Annotated in this window: 16 protein-coding genes; 13 read left to right on the top strand and 3 right to left on the bottom strand. The window is 65.0% G+C overall.

The features are described from left to right. The first annotated feature begins 5 nt into the window (after positions 1-5). From pilM to hemE, 11 genes are all read left to right on the top strand, one after another. Positions 6-1,070, top strand: coding sequence for a type IV pilus assembly protein PilM (gene pilM, locus LJF27_RS01815; protein WP_003110888.1), 1,065 nt, complete (start codon positions 6-8; stop codon positions 1,068-1,070). Then, the gene (pilN, locus tag LJF27_RS01810; protein WP_003141783.1) at positions 1,070-1,666 is read left to right on the top strand and encodes a type 4a pilus biogenesis protein PilN; all 597 of its coding nucleotides are present in this window, start codon (positions 1,070-1,072) and stop codon (positions 1,664-1,666) included. Before pilM ends, pilN begins: the two co-directional genes overlap by 1 nt. Further along, positions 1,663-2,286 carry a type 4a pilus biogenesis protein PilO gene (gene pilO, locus LJF27_RS01805; protein ID WP_003116135.1) on the top strand — a complete coding sequence of 208 codons (624 nt, stop codon included), beginning with the start codon at positions 1,663-1,665 and terminating at the stop codon, positions 2,284-2,286. Before pilN ends, pilO begins: the two co-directional genes overlap by 4 nt. Further along, positions 2,283-2,807: a type 4a pilus biogenesis lipoprotein PilP gene (gene pilP / locus LJF27_RS01800; protein ID WP_003116136.1), complete on the top strand. Its 525-nt coding sequence runs from the start codon at positions 2,283-2,285 to the stop codon at positions 2,805-2,807. The genes pilO and pilP overlap by 4 nt, the downstream gene beginning before the upstream one ends. Before the next feature lie 53 nt (positions 2,808-2,860). Continuing rightward, on the top strand, positions 2,861-4,993 hold the full coding sequence (gene pilQ / locus LJF27_RS01795; RefSeq protein ID WP_003116137.1) for a type 4a pilus secretin PilQ: 2,133 nt from the start codon (positions 2,861-2,863) through the stop codon (positions 4,991-4,993). Positions 4,994-5,004: 11 nt separating this feature from the next. Beyond that, entirely contained in the window at positions 5,005-5,523 is a 519-nt protein-coding gene (gene aroK, locus LJF27_RS01790; protein WP_003095833.1) for a shikimate kinase AroK, read from the top strand. A 49-nt stretch (positions 5,524-5,572) separates the two neighbouring features. Further along, on the top strand, positions 5,573-6,679 hold the full coding sequence (gene aroB, locus LJF27_RS01785; protein WP_229601843.1) for a 3-dehydroquinate synthase: 1,107 nt from the start codon (positions 5,573-5,575) through the stop codon (positions 6,677-6,679). 6 nt (positions 6,680-6,685) lie between these two features. Further along, positions 6,686-8,335, top strand: coding sequence for an AAA family ATPase (locus LJF27_RS01780; protein ID WP_023104793.1), 1,650 nt, complete (start codon positions 6,686-6,688; stop codon positions 8,333-8,335). A gap of 224 nt (positions 8,336-8,559) precedes the next feature. Further along, positions 8,560-13,005 carry a glutamate synthase large subunit gene (gltB, locus tag LJF27_RS01775; protein ID WP_003103700.1) on the top strand — a complete coding sequence of 1,482 codons (4,446 nt, stop codon included), beginning with the start codon at positions 8,560-8,562 and terminating at the stop codon, positions 13,003-13,005. A 28-nt stretch (positions 13,006-13,033) separates the two neighbouring features. Beyond that, positions 13,034-14,467 carry an FAD-dependent oxidoreductase gene (locus tag LJF27_RS01770; protein WP_003095829.1) on the top strand — a complete coding sequence of 478 codons (1,434 nt, stop codon included), beginning with the start codon at positions 13,034-13,036 and terminating at the stop codon, positions 14,465-14,467. A 176-nt stretch (positions 14,468-14,643) separates the two neighbouring features. Beyond that, positions 14,644-15,711, top strand: coding sequence for a uroporphyrinogen decarboxylase (hemE, locus tag LJF27_RS01765; RefSeq protein WP_019486037.1), 1,068 nt, complete (start codon positions 14,644-14,646; stop codon positions 15,709-15,711). 120 nt (positions 15,712-15,831) lie between these two features. On the opposite strand, the gene LJF27_RS01760 is transcribed toward hemE, so the two are convergent. Continuing rightward, positions 15,832-16,812 carry a hypothetical protein gene (locus tag LJF27_RS01760; RefSeq protein ID WP_023087870.1) on the bottom strand — a complete coding sequence of 327 codons (981 nt, stop codon included), beginning with the start codon at positions 16,810-16,812 and terminating at the stop codon, positions 15,832-15,834. 73 nt (positions 16,813-16,885) lie between these two features. After that, complete coding sequence (locus LJF27_RS01755; RefSeq protein WP_003121195.1) at positions 16,886-17,959, bottom strand: AraC family transcriptional regulator; 1,074 nt, start codon at positions 17,957-17,959, stop codon at positions 16,886-16,888. Between the two features lie 111 nt (positions 17,960-18,070). Here LJF27_RS01755 and LJF27_RS01750 point away from each other — a divergent pair, with 111 nt between their 5' ends. After that, positions 18,071-19,000: an oxidoreductase gene (locus LJF27_RS01750; RefSeq protein ID WP_003123611.1), complete on the top strand. Its 930-nt coding sequence runs from the start codon at positions 18,071-18,073 to the stop codon at positions 18,998-19,000. Between the two features lie 27 nt (positions 19,001-19,027). Here the strand turns inward: LJF27_RS01750 and LJF27_RS01745 are convergent, their stop codons facing one another. After that, entirely contained in the window at positions 19,028-20,344 is a 1,317-nt protein-coding gene (locus LJF27_RS01745) for an MFS transporter (RefSeq protein ID WP_023087869.1), read from the bottom strand. A 174-nt stretch (positions 20,345-20,518) separates the two neighbouring features. Between LJF27_RS01745 and LJF27_RS01740 the strand changes: the two genes are divergently transcribed. Beyond that, entirely contained in the window at positions 20,519-21,424 is a 906-nt protein-coding gene (locus LJF27_RS01740; RefSeq protein WP_003095817.1) for a LysR family transcriptional regulator, read from the top strand. The last annotated feature ends 81 nt before the right edge of the window (positions 21,425-21,505 follow it).

Below are 21,505 nucleotides of genomic sequence, written 5' to 3'. Positions count from 1 at the left end.
TGGTCGTGCTAGGGCTCATAAAGAAGAAAGCGAACACCTTGCTGGGGATCGACATCAGCTCGACCTCGGTAAAGCTCCTTGAGTTGAGCCGCTCCGGAGGCCGCTACAAAGTGGAGGCCTATGCCGTCGAGCCGCTTCCGCCGAATGCAGTCGTGGAAAAGAACATCGTCGAGCTGGAAGGGGTCGGCCAGGCGTTGTCACGGGTGCTGGTCAAGGCGAAAACCAACCTGAAGTCGGCCGTGGTCGCCGTCGCCGGTTCGGCGGTGATCACCAAGACCATCGAGATGGAGGCCGGGCTTTCCGAGGATGAACTGGAAAACCAGCTGAAGATCGAGGCCGACCAGTACATCCCCTATCCGCTGGAGGAAGTCGCCATCGACTTCGAGGTCCAGGGACTCTCCGCGCGCAATCCCGAGCGCGTGGACGTACTCCTGGCCGCCTGTCGGAAAGAGAACGTCGAGGTTCGCGAAGCGGCCCTGGCGCTGGCCGGCCTGACCGCCAAGGTGGTCGACGTCGAGGCCTACGCGCTGGAGCGCTCCTATGCGCTGCTGAGCAGCCAGCTGGGTGCCGACACTGACCAGTTGACCGTGGCGGTAGTGGACATCGGCGCGACCATGACCACCCTGAGCGTCCTGCACAACGGACGCACCATCTATACCCGCGAACAGCTGTTCGGCGGTCGCCAGCTCACCGAGGAGATCCAGCGGCGTTACGGACTCTCGGTGGAAGAAGCCGGTCTCGCCAAGAAGCAGGGCGGTCTTCCGGATGACTACGACAGCGAAGTTCTGCGTCCGTTCAAGGACGCCGTGGTGCAGCAGGTTTCCCGCTCGCTGCAGTTCTTCTTCGCCGCCGGACAGTTCAACGACGTCGACTACATCGTCCTGGCGGGCGGTACGGCGTCTATCCAGGATCTCGATCGGTTGATCCAGCAGAAGATCGGCACCCCGACCCTGGTCGCCAACCCGTTCGCCGACATGGCGCTGAACGGCAAGGTGAATGCCGGCGCCCTAGCCAGCGACGCTCCGGCGTTGATGATCGCCTGCGGCCTGGCGTTGAGGAGTTTCGACTGATGGCACGGATCAACCTTCTACCCTGGCGCGAAGAGCTGCGCGAGCAGCGCAAGCAGCAGTTCCTGGTGATTCTTGGCGGCGTCCTTTTGGTTTCCGGCGCACTGGTGTTTCTTGGTGGCCAATATCTCAACACTGCGATTGAGCATCAGGGCGCGCGCAACGACTTCCTGCGCAAGGAGATCGTTGTGCTGGATGCGCGGATCAAGGAAATCAGCGAGTTGAGATCGCGGCGCCAGCAGTTGCTCGAGCGGATGAAGATCATTCAGGACCTGCAGGGCAACCGCCCGATCATTGGTCGGGTGTTCGACCAACTGGTGCGCACCTTGCCTGACGGTGTGTATTTCACCGACCTGAAGATGACCGGCAAGAACATCGCCATCGCCGGCGCGGCCGAGTCCAACAACCGCGTTTCCAATCTCATGCGCAACATGGACGCGTCCGAGTGGCTGACCGCCCCGACCCTGAACGAGGTCAAGGCGGTGACCCAGGGCGCGGTGGACCAGGCCAACGTGTTCCAACTGACCGTGCAGCAGACGCAGCCCGGCGAGGAAGACGCCAAGGCGAAGCATGGGGTTGCGCAAGGAGCCAAGAAATGAGTCTGGCCAGTTCCCTGGAAAGTCTGCGCAAGATCGACGTAAACGACCTCGATCTGAACAACATCGGTTCCTGGCCGGCGGCGGTCAAGGTCATCGTCTGCGTGCTGCTGACCGCGGCGGTCCTGGCGCTGGGCTACAACTTCCATCTCCGTGACTTGCAAACACAGCTCGAACAGCAGGCTGCGCAAGAAGAATCGCTCAAGCAGCAATTTGCTACCAAAGCGTTCCAGGCCGCGAACCTGGAAGCCTACAAGGCACAGATGAAAGAGATGGAGGAGTCCTTCGGCGCCTTGCTGCGGCAGTTGCCCAGCGACACCGAGGTACCCGGGCTGCTCGAGGACATCACTCGTACCGGTCTGGGCAGCGGCCTGGAGTTCGAGGAGATCAAGCTGCTCCCTGAAGTCACTCAGCAGTTCTATATCGAGCTGCCGATCCAGATCAGCGTGGTCGGCGGCTACCACGACCTGGCGACCTTCGTCAGCGGCGTGTCCAGCCTGCCGCGGATCGTTACCCTGCATGACTTCGAGATCAAGCCGGCTTCGCCCGATAACACCTCGAAGCTGCGCATGAGCATCCTGGCCAAGACCTACCGCTACAACGACAAGGGGCTGAAGAAATGAGAGCCCGCCTGATTCTGAGCAGCTTGCTGCTCACCATGCTTGCCGGTTGCGGCGCGAATTCCGAGTTCGGCGATCTTCAAGCCTATATGAACGAGGTACGTGCTCGACCTAAGGGCAATATCGAGCCTCTGCCGAAGTTTCAGCCATATGAAGCTTTTACTTATAGCGCTTCGAACCTGCGTAGTCCGTTCCAGCCGCCGGTGAAGATCGACCTGACCGTGCGGCAGAAAGGCAATAAGGTGGTTAAACCCGACGAGACACGGGTCAAGCAGTTCCTGGAAGGTTTCAACATCGAAACCTTCGAGATGGTCGGCACACTGTCCAACGCCCAGGGTACCTTCGCCTTGGTGAAGGGCGCGGGTGGCGTGCATCGGGTGAGGGTCGGGGACTACCTGGGGCGCAACGATGGCAAGGTCGTCGGCATCAGCGAAGGAAAAATAGACGTGATTGAAATCGTTCCTGACGGAGAGGGGAACTGGCTGGAGCGTCCGCGCAGCCTGACTCTCAAGGAACGCTCCTGAGGGCGGGGAAAAACATGCATAACCAACAGCAGTCTGTACAACGGAGTCGGACGATGAACAGTGGCCTCTCGCGCCTCGGGATCGCTTTGCTGGCCGCCATGTTCGCGCCGGCGTTGCTCGCCGCGGACCTGGAGAAACTCGACGTGGCGGCACTGCCTGGAGACCGGGTCGAGCTAAAGTTGCAGTTCGACGAGCCCGTCGCCGCGCCGCGTGGCTATACCATCGAGCAGCCGGCGCGAATCGCCCTCGATCTGCCGGGGGTGCAGAACAAGCTCGGCACCAAGAACCGCGAGTTGAGCGTGGGCAATACGCGCAGCGTCACGGTGGTCGAGGCGAAGGATCGCACGCGGTTGATCATCAACCTGACCACGCTGTCGTCCTACACCACCCGGGTGGAAGGCAACAACCTCTTCGTGGTGGTCGGCAATTCGCCGGCTGGCGCCAGCGTCGCTTCCGCCGCTCCGGTCAAGGCAAGCCCGGCTCCGGCCAGCTATGCCCAGCCGATCAAGCCCAAGCCGTACGTGCCGGCGGGTCGTGCCATCCGCAACATCGATTTCCAGCGTGGCGAAAAGGGCGAGGGCAACGTGGTCATCGACCTGTCCGACCCGACCTTGAGCCCGGATATTCAAGAACAGGGCGGCAAGATCCGCCTGGACTTCGCCAAGACCCAGCTGCCGGATGCGCTGCGGGTTCGCCTGGACGTCAAGGACTTCGCCACGCCGGTGCAGTTCGTCAACGCCAGCGCGCAATCCGACCGTACCAGCATCACCATCGAGCCGAGCGGGCTCTACGACTACCTGGTCTACCAGACCGACAATCGCCTGACCGTCAGCATCAAACCGATGACCATGGAAGACGCCGAGCGGCGCAAGAAGGACAATTTCGCCTATACCGGCGAGAAGCTGTCGCTGAACTTCCAGGACATCGACGTGCGTTCGGTACTGCAGCTGATCGCCGACTTCACCGACCTGAACCTGGTGGCCTCTGATACCGTGCAGGGCAATATCACCCTGCGCCTGCAGAACGTGCCGTGGGACCAGGCGCTGGACCTGGTGCTGAAGACCAAGGGCCTGGACAAGCGCAAGCTCGGCAACGTGCTGCTGGTGGCCCCGGCCGACGAGATCGCCGCCCGTGAGCGCCAGGAGCTGGAAGCGCAGAAGCAGATCGCCGAGTTGGCGCCACTGCGTCGGGAACTGATCCAGGTGAACTACGCCAAGGCCGCGGACATTGCCAAGCTGTTCCAGTCGGTTACTAGTAGTGGCGAAGAGAAAGAAAATTCTCGTGGTTCGATTACCGTAGATGACCGTACCAACAGCATCATTGCCTATCAGCCGCAGGAGCGGCTGGACGAGCTACGCCGAATCGTTTCCCAGTTGGACATCCCGGTTCGTCAGGTGATGATCGAGGCCCGTATCGTCGAGGCCAACGTGGGGTACGACAAGAGTCTTGGTGTGCGTTGGGGTGGTGCCTACCACAATGGCAACTGGAACAGCTACGGCAAGAACGGCAACATGGGCATCAAGGATAAGGAAGGTTACAACTGCGGGCCGTTCCAGGGGCAGTGTACGTTCCCGACCAGAGATAATTCTCCGACCCCATTTGTGGATATGGGGGCCAAGGATGCTACTTCCGGTATCGGTATTGGCTTTATCACCGATAACATCATTCTTGACTTGCAATTATCGGCCATGGAGAAAACCGGGAACGGCGAAGTGGTTTCGCAACCCAAGGTCGTAACTTCTGACAAGGAAACCGCGAAGATCCTAAAGGGATCGGAGATCCCATATCAGGAGGCCAGTTCCAGTGGTGCGACCAGCACCTCGTTCAAGGAGGCCGCTCTTTCTCTGGAGGTGACGCCGCAGATCACTCCAGACAATCGGATCATCGTTGAGGTGAAGGTGACCAAGGATGCTCCCGACTTCCAGAATGCTTTGAATGGAGTTCCTCCGATCAACAAGAACGAGGTTAACGCCAAGATTCTGGTCAACGATGGTGAAACCATCGTTATCGGCGGTGTATTCAGCAACACCCAGACAAAGGCTGTCGACAAGGTACCCTTCCTCGGTGACCTGCCTTACTTGGGCCGTTTGTTCCGCCGCGATACGGTCTCCGACACGAAAAACGAACTTCTGGTTTTCCTGACACCGCGGATCATGAATAATCAGGCCATCGCAATCGGTCGCTGATATCGAACAACGTGGTCAACCTGATCCTCGTCGGCCCGATGGGTGCTGGAAAGAGCACCATCGGGCGCCTGCTCGCCAAGGAGCTGCATCTCGCGTTCAAGGACTCCGACAAGGAGATCGAACAGCGGTGCGGCGCGAATATCCCATGGATCTTCGATGTCGAGGGCGAGGTCGGTTTCCGCGAGCGCGAGCAGGCCATGCTCACCGAACTCTGCGCCGCCGACGGCATGGTGATCGCCACCGGCGGCGGGGCGGTGATGCGCGACGGTAACCGCCAGGTGCTGCGCGCCGGTGGCCGGGTTGTGTACCTGCATGCCTCGGTCGAGCACCAGATCGCGCGCACGGCGCGGGACCGCAACCGCCCCTTGTTGCAGAAGCCCAACCCGGGACAGATCCTCCGCGACCTGATGGCGCTGCGCGATCCGCTCTACCGCGAAATCGCCGATGTGGTGGTGGAGACCGACGAAAGGCCGCCGCGCCTGGTCGTCCAGGAAATTCTCGAACGCCTGCGCAAGTTGCCGCCCCGCTGAGGCGCGGCGAATTGCGTTATCCTATTGCCCTTTCCTGTCTGGGGGCCTCATGCGCACACTTCACGTCGATCTAGGCGAGCGTAGCTATCCCATTTACATCGGTGAAAACCTGCTGGGCGACGCCCGCTGGTTCGCGCCGCATATCGTCGGTCGCCGGGTCGCGGTGATCAGCAACGAAACGGTCGCTCCTCTCTATCTGGAAACCCTGCTCAAGGCACTGCAAGGCCATGAGGTCACCCCTGTGGTGCTGCCCGACGGCGAGGCCTACAAGCAGTGGGAAACCCTGCAACTGATCTTCGATGCCCTGCTGAAGGAGCGGCATGACCGCAAGACTACCCTGATCGCCCTGGGCGGCGGCGTCATCGGTGACATGGCCGGTTTCGCCGCGGCCTGCTACCAGCGTGGGGTCAACTTCATCCAGGTGCCGACCACCCTGTTGTCCCAGGTCGACTCCTCGGTGGGCGGCAAGACCGGGATCAACCATCCGTTGGGCAAGAATATGATCGGTGCGTTCTACCAGCCCCAGGCGGTGGTCATCGACACCGCGTCGCTGAAGACGCTGCCGTCCCGCGAGCTGTCCGCCGGGCTGGCGGAGGTGATCAAGTACGGTTTCATTTGCGACGAACCGTTCATCACCTGGCTGGAAGAGCACATGGATGCCTTGCTGGCACTGGAGCCGACCGTTGTCACCGAGGCCATCGAGCGCTCTTGCGCGGCGAAGGCCCGCGTGGTGGGCGCCGACGAGCGCGAGTCGGGCGTGCGCGCCACGCTGAACCTCGGCCATACCTTCGGTCACGCGATCGAGACCCAGCAGGGTTACGGCGTCTGGTTGCACGGCGAAGCGGTAGGGACGGGAACCGTGATGGCACTCGAGATGTCGCATCGGTTGGGTTGGCTGAGCGCCGCCGAGCGCGATCGCGGTACCCGCCTGCTGCGCCGGGCTGGCCTGCCCGTGGTACCGCCGGCCGAGATGACGGCGGAAGATTTTATGGAACACATGGCCGTCGACAAGAAGGTGCTCGATGGCCGCCTGCGTCTGGTTTTGCTGCAAGGACTGGGGAATGCCGTGGTCACCGGCGATTTTCCCCGTGAGATCTTGGACGCGACCCTGCGCACCGACTATCGGGCCTTGGCCGACCAGCTTGGAGATGAATGAGGTCCCATGACCAGCTTGCATGCCGATGAGGCCTTCCTGGGCCACTACCAATTCAGTCACGACCCGTTCGCGCCGCGCGTTCCGGGTTTCAAGTTCTTCCCGGCGCAGCGCAAGCCGGTGCTCGGCCAGTTGCACCATCTGGCCCGCTACAGCCAGCTCCTGCTGCTGGTCACCGGGCCCCTGGGCAGCGGCAAGACCCTGCTGCGCCAGGCGCTGGTGGCCAGCACCAACAAGGATGCGGTCCTCAGCGTGGTGATCTCGGCGCGCACCGCCGCCGACGAGACTTCGTTGCTGCGCCAGGTGGCGCAGGGCCTGAGCATCAACCAGGCGAGCCTGGAGGCGATCCTGACCAAGGTGGCGCAGCTGGCGATCACCGGGCAGGACGTCTACCTGATGGTGGACGATGCCGAACAGCTCCAGGACAGCGCGCTGGAAGTGCTGTTGCTGCTGGCTTCCGGCACCAACGAGGGACGCCTGCATGTATTCCTGTTCGGTGAGCCGTCGTTGCTGCCGCGCCTGGAGGTGTTTTCCGAGGGTGAGGAGCGCTTCCATGCCATCGAATTGCAGCCATACAGCGAAGAGGAAACCCGCGACTACCTGGCCCAGCGTCTCGAGGGCGCCGGGCAGGGCATCGAGCTGATTTCCAATGACCTGCTGGTGGACATCCACGAGCAGTCGGAAGGCTGGCCGGGAGCGATCAACCAGGTCGCCCGCGATGCCCTGATCGAAGCGATGCTGGCCAATCGTGGCGCAGCGCGCAAGGCAACCGGAGGGTCTTTCAACTTGCCCAAGAAGCATCTGGTGATTCTTGCGGTCGTGGCCATCGGCGTGATCGCCGCCTGGTTCATGCAAGGCAAGAGCAAGCCGGAGGCGCCGCAGACCGCCTCTACCGAATTGTCCATGAATGGCGCTACGCCGGCCCAGGCCCAGCAGCCGGGCAGCGGCCCGGCCGTGGAGTTCAACGGCTCCAGCCAGCCGTTGCCGCTACCGTTGGTCGGCGAGTCGCAGCCGGTCATTCGCGAGCCGCTGGCCCAGGCCGCCGGGCAAGGTGGCGACGACGAAGGCGGCCTGCCGTCCGCCGCGGTGCCGCCTACCGTTTCCAGCTCGGCTCCTCCGGTGACGCCGCTGGCCAACAACGGCGTCACGCCGATGCATCCGGTGCCGCCGGCGCCGACCGAACCGACCGCGCCTGCGGCGACCCCGACTCCGGCGCAGACCCCGGCACCGGCCGCGCCGGTCGCCAGCGCCCCGGCCAGCAAGCCGGCCCCGGCTCCGGCCAAGCCGGCGGCCAGCAAGCCGGCCACCACCGCCGCGGCGAAGCCGGCCCCGGCTCCGGCCGCCAAGCCGGCCAGCGGTGGCGGTGCGGGAAGTCAGTGGTATCGCAACCAGTCTGGTGGTAACTTCGCCCTGCAGATCCTCGGTACCGGCTCCGAAGCCAATGCCCAGGCGTTCATTCGCCAGCAGGGCGGCGGCGATTTCCGCTACTTCAAGAAAACCCTGCAAGGCAAGCCGTTCTACGTCGTCACCTATGGCAGCTTCCCGAACCGTGCCGCCGCCCTGGCCGCAGTGAAAAAACTGCCGTCCAAGGTGCAGGCCGGCAAGCCGTGGCCGCGTACCTTCGCCAGCATCCAGCAGGAGATCGGCCAGGCGCATTGATCCGACCTGCCGTCGCCTCTTGACGAAACTCGCTAGTCGTTAGCATGACCGGCGGGTTTCGTCTTTCATTTTGGCGACATTGAATTTCATTTTCTCGCCGCAAAATTTGTGAGGCCTTGTGCACCTATGTACAATGGCCTCCCTTTGCCTGTCGAAAACTCGCCGCATGAGCGGGTGACAGGCGAAGTAGATGACTAAAAAAGTTTTGCCGGTGAGAGTTCCTTATGAAAGCAGGTCTGTACCATCCTGAAACGTTCAAGGATAACTGCGGATTTGGCCTGATCGCCCATATGCAGGGCGAGCCGAGCCATCAACTTCTGCAAACCGCAATCGAAGCACTGACCTGCATGACCCACCGCGGTGGGATCAATGCCGATGGCAAGACCGGGGACGGCTGCGGGCTGCTGATCCAGAAGCCCGACCTGTTCCTGCGTGCCGTCGCCAGGGAAGCCTTTTCTGTCGACCTGCCCGAGCAATACGCGGTGGGCATGGTGTTCTTCAACCAGGACCCGGTGAAAGCCGAGGCGGCACGCGAGAACATGAATCGCGAGATCGTCGCCGCCGGACTGGAGCTGGTCGGCTGGCGCAAGGTGCCGATCGATACCAGCGTTCTCGGCCGCCTGGCGCTGGAGCGCCTGCCGCAGATCGAACAGGTGTTCATCGGCGGCGCCGGCCTGAGCGACCAGGACTTCGCCATCAAGCTGTTCAGCGCACGGCGCCGCTCGTCGGTGGCCAACGCCGCCGACAGCGACCACTACATCTGCAGCTTTTCGCACAAGACCATCATCTACAAGGGCCTGATGATGCCGGCCGACCTGGCCGCCTTCTATCCGGACCTTGGCGACGAGCGCCTGCAGACCGCGATCTGCGTATTCCACCAGCGCTTCTCCACCAACACCCTGCCGAAATGGCCGCTGGCGCAGCCGTTCCGCTTCCTCGCCCATAACGGCGAGATCAACACCATCACCGGCAACCGCAACTGGGCCCAGGCGCGGCGGACCAAGTTCACCAACGAACTGATCCCCGACCTGGAAGAGCTCGGCCCGCTGGTGAACCGCGTCGGCTCCGACTCGTCGAGCATGGACAACATGCTCGAACTGATGGTCACCGGCGGCATGGACCTGTTCCGCGGCCTGCGCATGATCATCCCGCCGGCCTGGCAGAACGTCGAAACCATGGACGCCGACCTGCGCGCGTTCTACGAGTACAACTCGCTGCACATGGAGCCCTGGGATGGCCCCGCCGGCGTCGTGCTGACCGACGGTCGCTATGCCGTCTGCCTGCTCGACCGCAATGGCCTGCGCCCGTCGCGCTGGGTCACCACGAAGAACGGCTACATCACCCTGGCTTCGGAAATCGGCGTCTGGGACTACAAGCCCGAGGACGTCATCGCCAAGGGGCGCGTCGGCCCGGGGCAGATCCTCGCGGTGGACACCGAGACCGGCCAGGTCCTGCACAGCGACGACATCGACAACCGCCTGAAGTCGCGCCATCCCTACAAGCAGTGGCTGCGGCAGAATGCCCTGCGCATCCAGGCGACCCTGGACGACGACCATGGCGTGGCCAGCTACGACGCCGACCAGCTCAAGCAATTCATGAAGATGTTCCAGGTCACCTTCGAGGAGCGTGACCAGGTGCTGCGTCCGCTCGGCGAGCAGGGCCAGGAAGCGGTGGGCTCCATGGGCGACGATACGCCGATGGCGATCCTCTCCCGGCGCATCCGCTCTCCGTACGATTACTTCCGCCAGCAATTCGCCCAGGTCACCAACCCGCCGATCGACCCGCTGCGCGAAGCCATCGTGATGTCCCTGGAAACCTGCCTGGGCGTCGAGCAGAACATCTTCGAGGAAGCCCCGCACCATGCCAACCAGGCGATCCTCACCACTCCGGTGATCTCGCCGGCGAAGTGGCGGACCATCATGACCCTGGACCGCCCGGGCTTCGACCGCCACTTCATCGACCTCAACTACGACGAGTCGATGGGCCTGGAGGCCGCGGTGCGCAACATCGCCGACCAGGCCGAGGAAGCCGTGCGCGGCGGCAAGGTGCTGCTGATCCTCAGCGACCGCCATATCGCTCCCGGCAAACTGCCGGTGCATGCTGCCCTGGCCGTCGGTGCGGTGCATCACCGCCTGGTGCAGACCGGGCTGCGCTGCGACTCCAACATCCTGGTGGAGACCGCCACCGCCCGCGATCCGCACCATTTCGCGGTGCTGATCGGCTTCGGCGCCTCGGCGGTCTATCCGTTCCTCGCCTACGAGGTGCTGGCCGACCTGATCCGCACCGGTGAAGTGCTGGGCGACCTCTACGAGGTGTTCAAGTACTACCGCAAGGGGATCTCCAAGGGCCTGATGAAGATTCTCTCGAAGATGGGCATCTCCACCGTCGCGTCCTACCGTGGCGCGCAGCTGTTCGAGGCGGTGGGCCTGTCCGACGAGGTCACCGACCTGTGCTTCACCGGAGTCGCCAGCCGCATCCAGGGCGCGCGCTTCGTCGATATCGAGAACGAGCAGAAGCTCCTGGCCGCCGAGGCCTGGAGCAACCGCAAGCCGATCCAGCAGGGCGGCTTGCTGAAATTCGTCTATGGCGGCGAATACCACGCCTACAACCCGGATGTGGTGAATACCCTGCAGGCTGCCGTGCAGCAGGGCGACTACGAGAAGTTCAAGGAATACACCGCGCTGGTGGACCAGCGCCCAGTGTCGATGATCCGCGACCTGTTGCAGGTGAAGACCGCCGCGCAGCCGCTGGCGCTCGACGAGGTGGAGCCGCTGGAAGCCATCTTCAAGCGCTTCGATGCCGCCGGGATTTCCCTCGGCGCGCTGTCGCCGGAGGCCCACGAGGCGCTGGCCGAGGCGATGAACACCCTGGGCGGTCGCTCCAACTCCGGCGAGGGCGGCGAGGACCCGGCGCGCTACGGCACGCTGAAGAGTTCGAAGATCAAGCAGGTGGCTACCGGCCGCTTCGGCGTGACCCCGGAATACCTGGTCAACGCCGAGGTCCTGCAGATCAAGGTGGCCCAGGGCGCCAAGCCCGGCGAGGGCGGCCAGTTGCCGGGCGGCAAGGTCAACGGCCTGATCGCCCGCCTGCGCTATGCGGTGCCCGGCGTGACCCTGATCTCGCCGCCGCCGCACCACGACATCTACTCCATCGAAGACCTGGCGCAGCTGATCTTCGACCTCAAGCAGGTCAACCCGCAGGCGCTGGTATCGGTGAAGCTGGTATCCGAGCCGGGCGTCGGCACCATCGCCGCCGGCGTGGCCAAGGCCTATGCGGACCTGATCACCATCTCCGGCTACGACGGCGGTACCGGCGCCTCGCCGATCACCTCGATCAAGTACGCCGGCTCGCCCTGGGAACTGGGCCTGGCGGAAACCCACCAGACCCTGCGCGGCAACGACCTGCGCGGCAAGGTCCGGGTGCAGACCGATGGCGGCCTGAAGACCGGCCTGGACGTGATCAAGGCGGCCATTCTCGGCGCCGAGAGCTTCGGCTTCGGCACCGCGCCGATGATCGCCCTGGGCTGCAAGTACCTGCGCATCTGCCACCTGAACAACTGCGCCACCGGCGTGGCGACGCAGAACGACAAGTTGCGCAAGGACCACTTCATCGGCACCACCGCGATGGTGATCAACTTCTTCACCTTCATCGCCACGGAAACCCGCGAGTGGCTGGCGCGCCTCGGCGTGCGCAGCCTGGGCGAGCTGATCGGCCGCACCGACCTGCTGGAGATCCTCCCCGGCGAGACCGCCAAGCAGCAGAATCTGGATCTCGCTCCGTTGCTGGGCAGTGAGCTGATCCCGGCCGACAAGCCGCAGTTCTGCGAGGTGGAGAAAAACCCGCCGTTCGACCAGGGCCTGCTGGCCGAGAAGATGGTCGAGCTGTCGAAGGCCGCCATCGAAGGCCTGAGCGGCGGCGAGTACGAGCTGGACATCTGCAACTGCGACCGATCCATCGGCGCGCGGGTATCCGGCGAGATCGCCCGCCTGCACGGCAACCAGGGCATGGCCAAGGCACCGGTGGTGTTCCGTTTCAAGGGCACCGCGGGACAGAGCTTCGGCGTGTGGAACGCCGGTGGCCTGCACCTGTACCTGGAAGGCGACGCCAACGACTACGTAGGCAAGGGCATGACCGGCGGCAAGCTGGTGATCACCCCGCCCAAGGGCAGTCCGTTCAAGACCCAGGAATCGGCCATCGTCGGCAACACCTGCCTGTACGGCGCCACCGGCGGCAAGCTGTTCGCCGCCGGAACCGCCGGCGAGCGCTTCGCCGTGCGCAACTCCGGTTCCCATGCGGTGGTGGAAGGTACCGGCGACCACTGCTGCGAATACATGACCGGCGGTTTCGTCTGCGTGCTGGGCAAGACCGGCTACAACTTCGGCTCCGGCATGACCGGGGGCTTCGCCTACGTCCTCGACATGGACAACACTTTCGTCGACCGCGTGAACCACGAGCTGGTGGAAATCCAGCGGATCAGCGGCGAGGCGATGGAGGCCTATCGCAGCCACCTGCGCAAGGTCCTGGTCGAGTACGTGAACGAAACGGCAAGCGAGTGGGGCGCGAACATCCTGGAAAACCTGGATGACTACCTGCGTCGGTTCTGGCTGGTGAAACCGAAGGCGGCCAGCCTCGGTTCGCTGCTGACCAGCACCCGTGCCAACCCGCAATAAGCGCCCGAAGTTGTGATGAGGTTTCGATATGTCTGAACGTCTGAATTCCGACCGCCTGAACAACGACTTCCAGTTCATCGAAGTCGGGCGCAAGGACCCGAAGAAGAAGCTGCTGCGCCAGCGCAAGCGCGAGTTCGTGGAGATCCACGACCTGTTCAAGCCGCAGCAGGCCGCCGACCAGGCCCACCGCTGCCTGGGCTGCGGCAACCCGTACTGCGAGTGGAAATGCCCGGTGCACAACTTCATCCCTAACTGGCTGAAGCTGGTTTCCGAAGGCAACATCCTGGCCGCCGCCGAACTGTCGCACCAGACCAACACCCTGCCGGAAGTCTGCGGCCGGGTCTGCCCGCAGGATCGCCTCTGCGAGGGCGCCTGCACCCTCAACGACGGTTTTGGCGCGGTGACCATCGGCTCGGTGGAGAAGTACATCACCGATACGGCCTTCGCCATGGGCTGGCGTCCGGACCTGTCCAAGGTCAAGCCGACCGGTAGGCGCGTCGCGGTGATCGGCGCCGGCCCGGCCGGCCTCGGCTGCGCCGACGTGCTGGTGCGCAACGGCGTGACCCCGGTGGTGTTCGACCGCAACCCGGAGATCGGCGGCCTGCTGACCTTCGGCATTCCCGAGTTCAAGCTGGAGAAGCACGTCCTCAGCCGTCGCCGCGAGGTGTTCACCGGCATGGGCATCGAGTTCCGCCTGAACACCGAGATCGGCAAGGACGTGACCATGGAGCAGTTGCTCGATGAGTACGATGCCGTGTTCATGGGGATGGGCACCTACACCTACATGAAGGGCGGTTTCCCCGGCGAGGACCTGCCGGGCGTACACGACGCCCTGGACTTCCTGATCGCCAACGTGAACCGCAACCTCGGCTTCGAGAAGTCGGCCGAGGACTTCGTCGACATGAAGGGCAAGCGCGTGGTGGTCCTGGGCGGCGGCGACACCGCGATGGACTGCAACCGCACTTCGATCCGCCAGGGCGCCAAGTCGGTGACCTGTGCCTATCGCCGTGACGAAGAAAACATGCCGGGCTCGCGCAAGGAAGTGAAGAACGCCAAGGAAGAGGGCGTGAAGTTCCTCTTCAACCGCCAGCCCATCGCCATCGTCGGCGAGGACCGGGTGGAAGGCGTGAAGGTGGTCGAGACCCGTCTCGGCGAGCCGGACGCCCGCGGCCGCCGCAGCCCCGAACCGATCCCCGGTTCCGAGGAGATCATCCCGGCGGAAGCCGTGCTGATCGCCTTCGGCTTCCGGCCGAGTCCGGCGCCGTGGTTCGAGCGCTTCGAGATCGCCACCGACAGCCAGGGCCGCGTGGTGGCTCCGGCGCAGGCGCAGTTCAAGCACCAGACCAGCAACCCGAAGATCTTCGCCGGTGGCGACATGGTCCGTGGTTCCGACCTGGTGGTGACGGCGATCTTCGAAGGACGTACCGCGGCCGAAGGCATCCTCGACTACCTTGGCGTCTGACCCGCGGCGCCACCGGCGCTGCGACAAATCACCGCGATAGACAAAAGGCACGGCCCCCGCCGTGCCTTTTGTTTTGTGCTTTGCGACAATAGCGGCCCTTTTCGCCCGCCGGCCTGTGGATAACCCCCTTCCGCACGCGCCCGCGTGAAGCCAGCAGCCTTTGATCGGATGCCGTTATGACTGCCCTGAAGAACGACCGCTTCCTCCGCGCCCTGCTCAAGCAGCCCGTCGATGTCACCCCCGTCTGGATGATGCGCCAGGCCGGTCGTTACCTGCCGGAATATCGTGCCACCCGTGCCAAGGCCGGCGATTTCATGAGCCTGTGCATGAACCCGGAGCTGGCCTGCGAAGTGACCCTGCAGCCGCTGGACCGTTACCCGCAGCTGGACGCCGCGATCCTCTTCTCCGACATCCTTACCATTCCCGATGCCATGGGCCAGGGCCTGTATTTCGAGACCGGCGAAGGCCCGCGCTTCCGCAAGGTGGTCTCGTCGCTGGCCGACATCGAGGCGCTGCCGGTTCCCGATCCGGAACAGGACCTGGGCTATGTGATGGACGCCGTGCGCACCATCCGCCGCGAGCTGAACGGCCGCGTACCGCTGATCGGCTTCTCCGGCAGCCCCTGGACCCTCGCCACCTACATGGTCGAGGGCGGCTCGAGCAAGGACTTCCGCAAGTCCAAGGCGATGCTCTACGACAACCCCAAGGCCATGCACGCTCTGCTGGACAAGCTGGCGCAATCGGTGACCAGCTACCTCAACGGGCAGATTCGCGCTGGCGCCCAGGCGGTGCAGATCTTCGACTCATGGGGCGGCAGCCTGTCGGCGGCGGCCTACCAGGAGTTCTCCCTGGCCTACATGCGCAAGATCGTCGATGGATTGATCCGCGAGCACGACGGACGCCGGGTGCCGGTGATCCTCTTCACCAAGGGAGGCGGCCTGTGGCTGGAGTCGATGGCCGAGGTCGGCGCCGAGGCGCTGGGCCTGGACTGGACCTGCGACATCGGCAGCGCCCGGGCCCGTGTCGGTGAGCGCGTAGCCCTGCAAGGCAACATGGATCCCTCGGTGCTCTACGCCAATCCGGCGGCGATCCGCGCCGAAGTCGCGCGGATCCTGGCGGCCTACGGCAAGGGTACGGGGCATGTGTTCAATCTCGGCCACGGCATTACCCCGGAAGTCGACCCGGCCCATGCCGGCGCCTTCTTCGAGGCGGTGCACGAGCTGTCGGCGCAGTACCACGGCTGAGCCGGAACGAAAGAAGGGGAGCCGAGGCTCCCCTTTTTCATGCGCGGGCCGACGGCCCTCCGGCGCGTTGGTTGGCGGGGTCGCGCCGGTGGCGTACCCGCCCTACGCAACCCGCCCGGCTCAGTTGCTTACCTTGCCGGTGCGGTCGTTGATCACGAACAGCTTGCCGTTGGCGTCGCGCACGAGGATTTCCGCGCCCGGCTGGCCATCCATGTCGGCCACCGAATCGATGCTGTAGTTGACGTCGCCGATGCGGTAGTCGCTGCTGGCGCCGCTGGCGTGGTGGATGACCCGCACCTTGCCCTGCATCACCACGATCAGCTCGTTGCCCGGCTTGCCGTCGGTGTCCGCGGTGCCGCCATAGAGTGCCCAGGCGCTGGCGCCGATGCTGTATTCCTTGCGGGAAGTGGCGTTGCTGATCACGTAGATGCCGGTGCTGGTGCGGCCGATGATCTCCGCGCCGGGCTGGCCGTCGAGGTCGGCGATCTGTGCGAGCGCGTGGTAGCCGCTGAAGGTGAAGTCCTTGGCGCCACCGGTGCGCGGGTCGATGACCTTGACGCCGTTGCCCATGTTCAGCACCAGTTCCTTGCCCGGCGCGCCGTCCACGTCGGCGACGTCGAACAGGCCCCAGGTGCCGTTGTAGCTGAAGGTGGCGTCGCGTTGCGTACGGGTGCGATCGAATACGGTGCGCACGCCGTTGCCGATGCTGAGGATGACTTCGTCGCCGGCGACGTTGTCGACGTCGGTGGCGCGCATGATCGCCCAGGAGACGTTGCCTACCGGGTACTTGCGCTGGGTGGTGCTGGCGTGGGAAACGATCACCAGGTCGGGACCGGCCTTGACCAGGATTTCCGCGCCGGGCTGGCCGTCGGTATCGGTGGCGCCGAAGACCGACCAGACCACGTTGCCGAAGCTGTAGTTGCGGGTGCTGCCGCCTTCCACCACCTGCAGGTTGGCGCCGTCGCGGTAGACCGCGGCGAGCTGGCCGTTGCCCCGCAGGTCCCAGGTTCCTACCAGAACGCCGGCCGCCTGGGCTGCGCTGGCGCAGAGGGAGAACAGTGCCGTGCCGAGCAGGCAGGCGCGCTTGATCGCTGGTTTCATAAAGTCCCTTTCATATCGCTGTCGAGGCCGGCCGGATGCCGGCCGCAGCAGCATAGGACAGCGCTTGCCGCGCTCAAGGGAAACGCGAGGGATTTGTCGAGCGCTTGGCATTTGTTCGTGAAACTGGTTGCCCGCCCAGCAGGCGGGCGCGGGTGTCGCTCGGCGGCTCGCCGGTCCAGCGCTTGAAGGCGCGGGTGAAGTTGGTTGGATCGCTGTAACCCAGGTACAGGGCGATACGCTGCAACGACACCTCGGGACGCCGCAGCAATCGCAAGGCCTGGCGCTGGCGAGCCTGACCGAGCAACTGGCGAAAGCTGGTGCCGGCGTCATGCAGATGCCGCTTGAGGCTGCGGCTGGACAGGTGCAGGCGCGCGGCTACTTCCTCCAGGTTGGGGAAGCGCTGTTCCTGGCGTTCCAGCTCCAGCCGCACGCGGGCGCAGATGTCCCGGCGGCCGGCATCGAGCAGCGCCAGTTCGCGCTCGCAGTGTTCGCGGGCGCGGCGCAACGCAGCCGGATCGGCCATCGGTAGCGAGCGGGCGAGCAGGATGGCGGGGAACACCAGCTGGACGTGGGCCTGGTCGTAGCGGCACTGCGGCAGCGGCACAGGCACGGCAGGTTCGGGATAGTCGAAGTCGAGCCTGCCGACCAGGGCCGGTTCGCCGAGCAGCCAGGCGCCGGAGCGATACAGGCCGATCAGCAGGGCTTCGCTGAAGTACCGGTGCAGTGCCGGCGGGAGCGCGGGGCCTGGCAGCATGCGCAGGATCACCTGCTCGTCCTCGCGCAGCAGGCTGATTTCGACGTTGCCCTGCAGCAGCGGCATGTAGCGCAGCGCCAGGCACAAGGCATCGCCGAGCGTCGCCGAGGCCATCATCGCGTAGCCCAGGCTGCCATGGGCGGTGGGAGGCGTGCGCAAGGCGAGCTGTGCGCCGAGGCCGGGGTCGCCGCTCAGCGCGAGCGCCGCGGCGGCGATCGCCTGGTACTGCTGCGATGTGACGCGTGCTTCCGGCTCTTCCAGTCGCAGCGTCGACAGACCGATTTCCCGTAGCAGCGCGCGTCCGTCCAGGCCGCGCTCCTCCAGCAGGCCGAGCAGCAGGCGCGGGTAGGCGGCGGTGATGGTCGGTGCGTCGGAGTCCGTGCGGCGGCTCATGCTGGCGTGTCCTGGCCCGAAATGATCGGCAGTCTGGCGCGAGCGCGTCTGCCGCTGCATTGGCTGGTGCCGCAATACTGCCCGGCAACGCAGTCAAGCGGAGAACGAGCGATGCATCCCTGGGCACGACGCAACATTCCACAACTGGCCGGGCGCCTGGCGCTGGTCACCGGCGCCAACAGCGGCCTGGGTTGGCAGGCGGCGCGCACGCTGGCCGGCAAAGGGGCGACCGTGGTGATGGCCTGCCGCAATCGCGAACAGGCGGAGCGGGCGCGGCGGGCGATCCTCGACGAGTATCCCCAGGCACGCCTGGAGCTGGCCGATCTCGACCTGGCCGACCTCGCCTCGATCCGCGCCTGCGCCGCCGGTTTCCGTCAGCGCCACGCACGCCTCGATCTCTTGTTCAACAACGCCGGAGTGATGTTCCTGCCCCTGCGGCGTACCCGCGACGGTTTCGAGATGCAGATGGGCACCAATCACCTCGGCCACTTCGCCCTTACGGGACTGCTGCTGGAGTCGTTGCTGGCCGCTCCACGGCCCAGGGTGGTGGGCATGACCAGCGGTTTCAACCAGTTCGGCCGGCTGCCGCTCGACGACCTCAACGCCGAGCGCGGCTACAACCGCTATCTCGCCTATTGCCACAGCAAGCAGGCCAATCTGCTGTTCAGCCTGGAGTTGCAGCGCCGCGCCGGCCAGCGGGGCGTGCTTCTGCAGAGCCTGGCGGCGCATCCGGGCTACGCGGCGACCAACCTGCAGTACGCGGCGCCGGCGATGTCCGGTTCGCGCCTGGGACGCTGGGCGATGAAGGTGGCCAACGGAGCGTTCGCGCAATCGGCGGAGATGGGGGCGTTGCCGGCACTTTCCGCGCTGACCGAACAGCGCTGGTATGGCGGCGCCTATGTCGGCCCGGATCGCTGGCTGGAAACCCGCGGTTATCCGGCGGCGGCGCGGATTCCGCGGAATGCGCGCGACCTGGGGCTGGCCGCGCGGCTGTGGGCGCGATCGGAGGAACTGACCGGAGTACGCTTCTGGTCGGAGTGAAGGCGCCGGGAGACCGGCACCTCGAACTCAGTGGGCGGCCTGCGCCAGGGTGTTGCCAGGCAGGGCCGGCAGGCGCGCCAGGTGCAGCGAGACCAATACCGCGACCACCAGCAGCGAGCCGATGAACAGCCCGATGCCGTTCCAGCCGTAGTAATGCCAGAACACCCCGCCGAGGGTGCCGGCCAGGCTCGAGCCGACGTAGTAGCTGAACAGGTAGAGCGACGAGGCCTGGCCCTTGGCGCGCAGGGCGCGGCGCCCGATCCAGCTGCTCGCCACCGAGTGCGCGCCGAAGAAGCCGAAGGTGAATAGCAGCAGGCCGGCGAGCATCAGCGGGATCGGCTCGAACAGGGTCAGCAGCAGGCCGCCGAGCATCAGCAGGATGACCGCCCAGAGCACCTTGCGTCGCCCCAGCTTGTCGGCCAGCGAACCGACCCAGGCCGAGCTGTAGATGCCCGAGAGGTAAACCACCGAGAGCACGCCGACCACCGCCTGGCTCATGTGGTAGGGCTCGGCCAGCAGGCGGTAGCCGATGTAGTTGAACAGGGTGACGAAGCTGCCCATCAGCAGGAAGCCGATCAGGAACAGCCAGGGCAGTCCGGCGTCGCGGAAGTGCAGGCGGTAGCCGTTGAGCAGGGTCGCCGGCTTCAGCGGTGCCGGCCGGAAGTGTTTCGATTCGGGCAGCACGCGCCAGAACACCAGCCCGGCGACCAGGGCCAGGCCGCCGAGGACCGCCAGTGCGGCATGCCAGGAGATGAAATCGACCAGGACGCCGCTGATCAGGCGTCCGCTCATCCCGCCGATGGCGTTGCCGCCGATGTACAGGCCCATCGACAGGCCGATGTGCTGCGGATGGATCTCTTCGCTGAGATAGGTCATCGCCACCGCGGCCAGGCCGCTCAAGGACAGCCCGACCAGCGCGCGCATCAGCAGCACGCCATGCCAGGTGGGCATCACCGCGCTGCCGAGGGTGAACAGCGCGGCGGCCAGCAGCGAGACGACCATCACCGGCTTGCGACCGATCGCGTCGGAGATCGGGCCGGTGACCAGCAGGCCAAGGGCGAGCATGGCGGTGGCGACGGACAATGCCAGGCTGCTTTCCGCGGCGCTGATGGAAAACGCCTTGGACAGCACCGGCATCATCGGCTGGATGCAGTAGAGCAGGGCAAAGGTGGCGAAACCGCCGGAGAACAGCGCCAGGGAGGTGCGCATGAACTGCGGGGTGCCTTTTTCGATATAGCGTTCGACTTCGGTGGCGGCTTCCAGCACCTCGTTGGCTGCTTCGCGGGCCGCCTCGATTAACGCGGGTTCTTCTTCGGCCTGTGGCCGGACTTGCGGATTGCTCACGGGGCACCTCTGGGGACGGTGGCGAGCAGGCACAACGAGGCCGCGCCACCTGGATTTCAGGGACAAGGGGTCGTTGTTGGAGGTTATGTGGCAAAGGATATAGATAGGTTTATATGATTTCCAATATATTGATCGACACGATTGATATGTAAAAAGACCTAATTGGAGGGCCGCGTGGAACTCAGGCACCTGCGCTATTTCATCGCCGTCGCCGAGGAGCTGCACTTCGGCCGCGCCGCCGAGCGCCTGGGGATCTCCCAGCCGCCGTTGAGCCAGCAGATCCAGGCGCTGGAGGAGGAAATCGGTGCGCGCCTGTTCGAGCGCACCAACCGCCGCGTCGAACTCACCGACGCCGGCCGGCTGTTCCTCGACGAGTCCCGCCAGGTGCTGGCCCAGGTAGACAAGGCGGTGCTGCTGGCGCGTCGGGCCCACCTGGGGGAACTGGGCGAGCTGAAGATCGGTTTCACTTCCTCGGCACCCTTCACCTCGACCATACCCAGCAGCATCCATGCCTTCCGCAAGGCCTATCCGGACGTACACCTCGACCTGCAGGAAATGAGCAGCCGCCAGGTACTCAAGGCGCTGCTCGAGGAAAGCCTGCAGGTGGGCGTGATCCGCCCGCTGGCGCTGCCGGATGCGGTGCATTGGGTGGAGTTGTTCCGCGAACCGCTGGTGGCGGTGCTGCGGGCCGACCATCCGCTGGCGGCCGGCAGCGAGGATGGCCTGGCCATCGCCGCCCTGGCCGAGGAGCCCTTCGTGTTCTTCCCGCGCAGCTACGGCACCGGGCTCTACGACCAGGTCATCGCCCTGACCCGACAGGCCGGCTTCAGCCCGCGCATCGCCCAGGAGGCCAGCGAGGCGATGACCATCATCGGCCTGGTCTCGGCCGGACTGGGGGTGTCGATCCTGCCGGCGTCGTTCCGCCGCACCCGGGTCGACGGCGTGGTCTACCGCACCCTGAGCGATCCCGAGGCGACGACTGCGGTATGGCTGGTCCGTCGGCAGAACGAGGGCTCGCCGCTGGCGCTGTCCTTCATCGACCTGGTGACCCGTGAGGCGGCCAGCCTGCGCCGGCGCTGAACCGCTCTACGTCAGGACCGAGACGGCGCTCGCGCTTGCCCGCGGCTTTGCCTATCATCCGGGATCAGGCTCGGCTCACGG

It is taken from the genome of Pseudomonas sp. 203-8 (assembly GCF_020708595.1).
GTDB classification, from domain to species: Bacteria; Pseudomonadota; Gammaproteobacteria; order Pseudomonadales; family Pseudomonadaceae; genus Pseudomonas; species Pseudomonas aeruginosa.
The sequence above is the reverse complement of the archived record's forward strand: the minus strand, read 5'-3'. Positions and strand labels throughout refer to the sequence as shown.

What these genes read in the sequence shown, in the direction of transcription:
- LJF27_RS01770 (WP_003095829.1), top strand. Translation starts at nt 13,034, where the DNA reads ATGTCTGAACGTCTGAATTCCGACCGCCTGAACAACGACTTCCAGTTC.
- pilO (WP_003116135.1), top strand. Translation starts at nt 1,663, where the DNA reads ATGAGTCTGGCCAGTTCCCTGGAAAGTCTGCGCAAGATCGACGTAAAC.
- pilQ (WP_003116137.1), top strand. Translation starts at nt 2,861, where the DNA reads ATGAACAGTGGCCTCTCGCGCCTCGGGATCGCTTTGCTGGCCGCCATG.
- pilN (WP_003141783.1), top strand. Translation starts at nt 1,070, where the DNA reads ATGGCACGGATCAACCTTCTACCCTGGCGCGAAGAGCTGCGCGAGCAG.
- LJF27_RS01750 (WP_003123611.1), top strand. Translation starts at nt 18,071, where the DNA reads ATGCATCCCTGGGCACGACGCAACATTCCACAACTGGCCGGGCGCCTG.
- pilP (WP_003116136.1), top strand. Translation starts at nt 2,283, where the DNA reads ATGAGAGCCCGCCTGATTCTGAGCAGCTTGCTGCTCACCATGCTTGCC.
- gltB (WP_003103700.1), top strand. Translation starts at nt 8,560, where the DNA reads ATGAAAGCAGGTCTGTACCATCCTGAAACGTTCAAGGATAACTGCGGA.
- hemE (WP_019486037.1), top strand. Translation starts at nt 14,644, where the DNA reads ATGACTGCCCTGAAGAACGACCGCTTCCTCCGCGCCCTGCTCAAGCAG.
- LJF27_RS01760 (WP_023087870.1), bottom strand. Translation starts at nt 16,812, where the DNA reads ATGAAACCAGCGATCAAGCGCGCCTGCCTGCTCGGCACGGCACTGTTC.
- LJF27_RS01755 (WP_003121195.1), bottom strand. Translation starts at nt 17,959, where the DNA reads ATGAGCCGCCGCACGGACTCCGACGCACCGACCATCACCGCCGCCTAC.
- aroB (WP_229601843.1), top strand. Translation starts at nt 5,573, where the DNA reads ATGCGCACACTTCACGTCGATCTAGGCGAGCGTAGCTATCCCATTTAC.
- LJF27_RS01780 (WP_023104793.1), top strand. Translation starts at nt 6,686, where the DNA reads ATGACCAGCTTGCATGCCGATGAGGCCTTCCTGGGCCACTACCAATTC.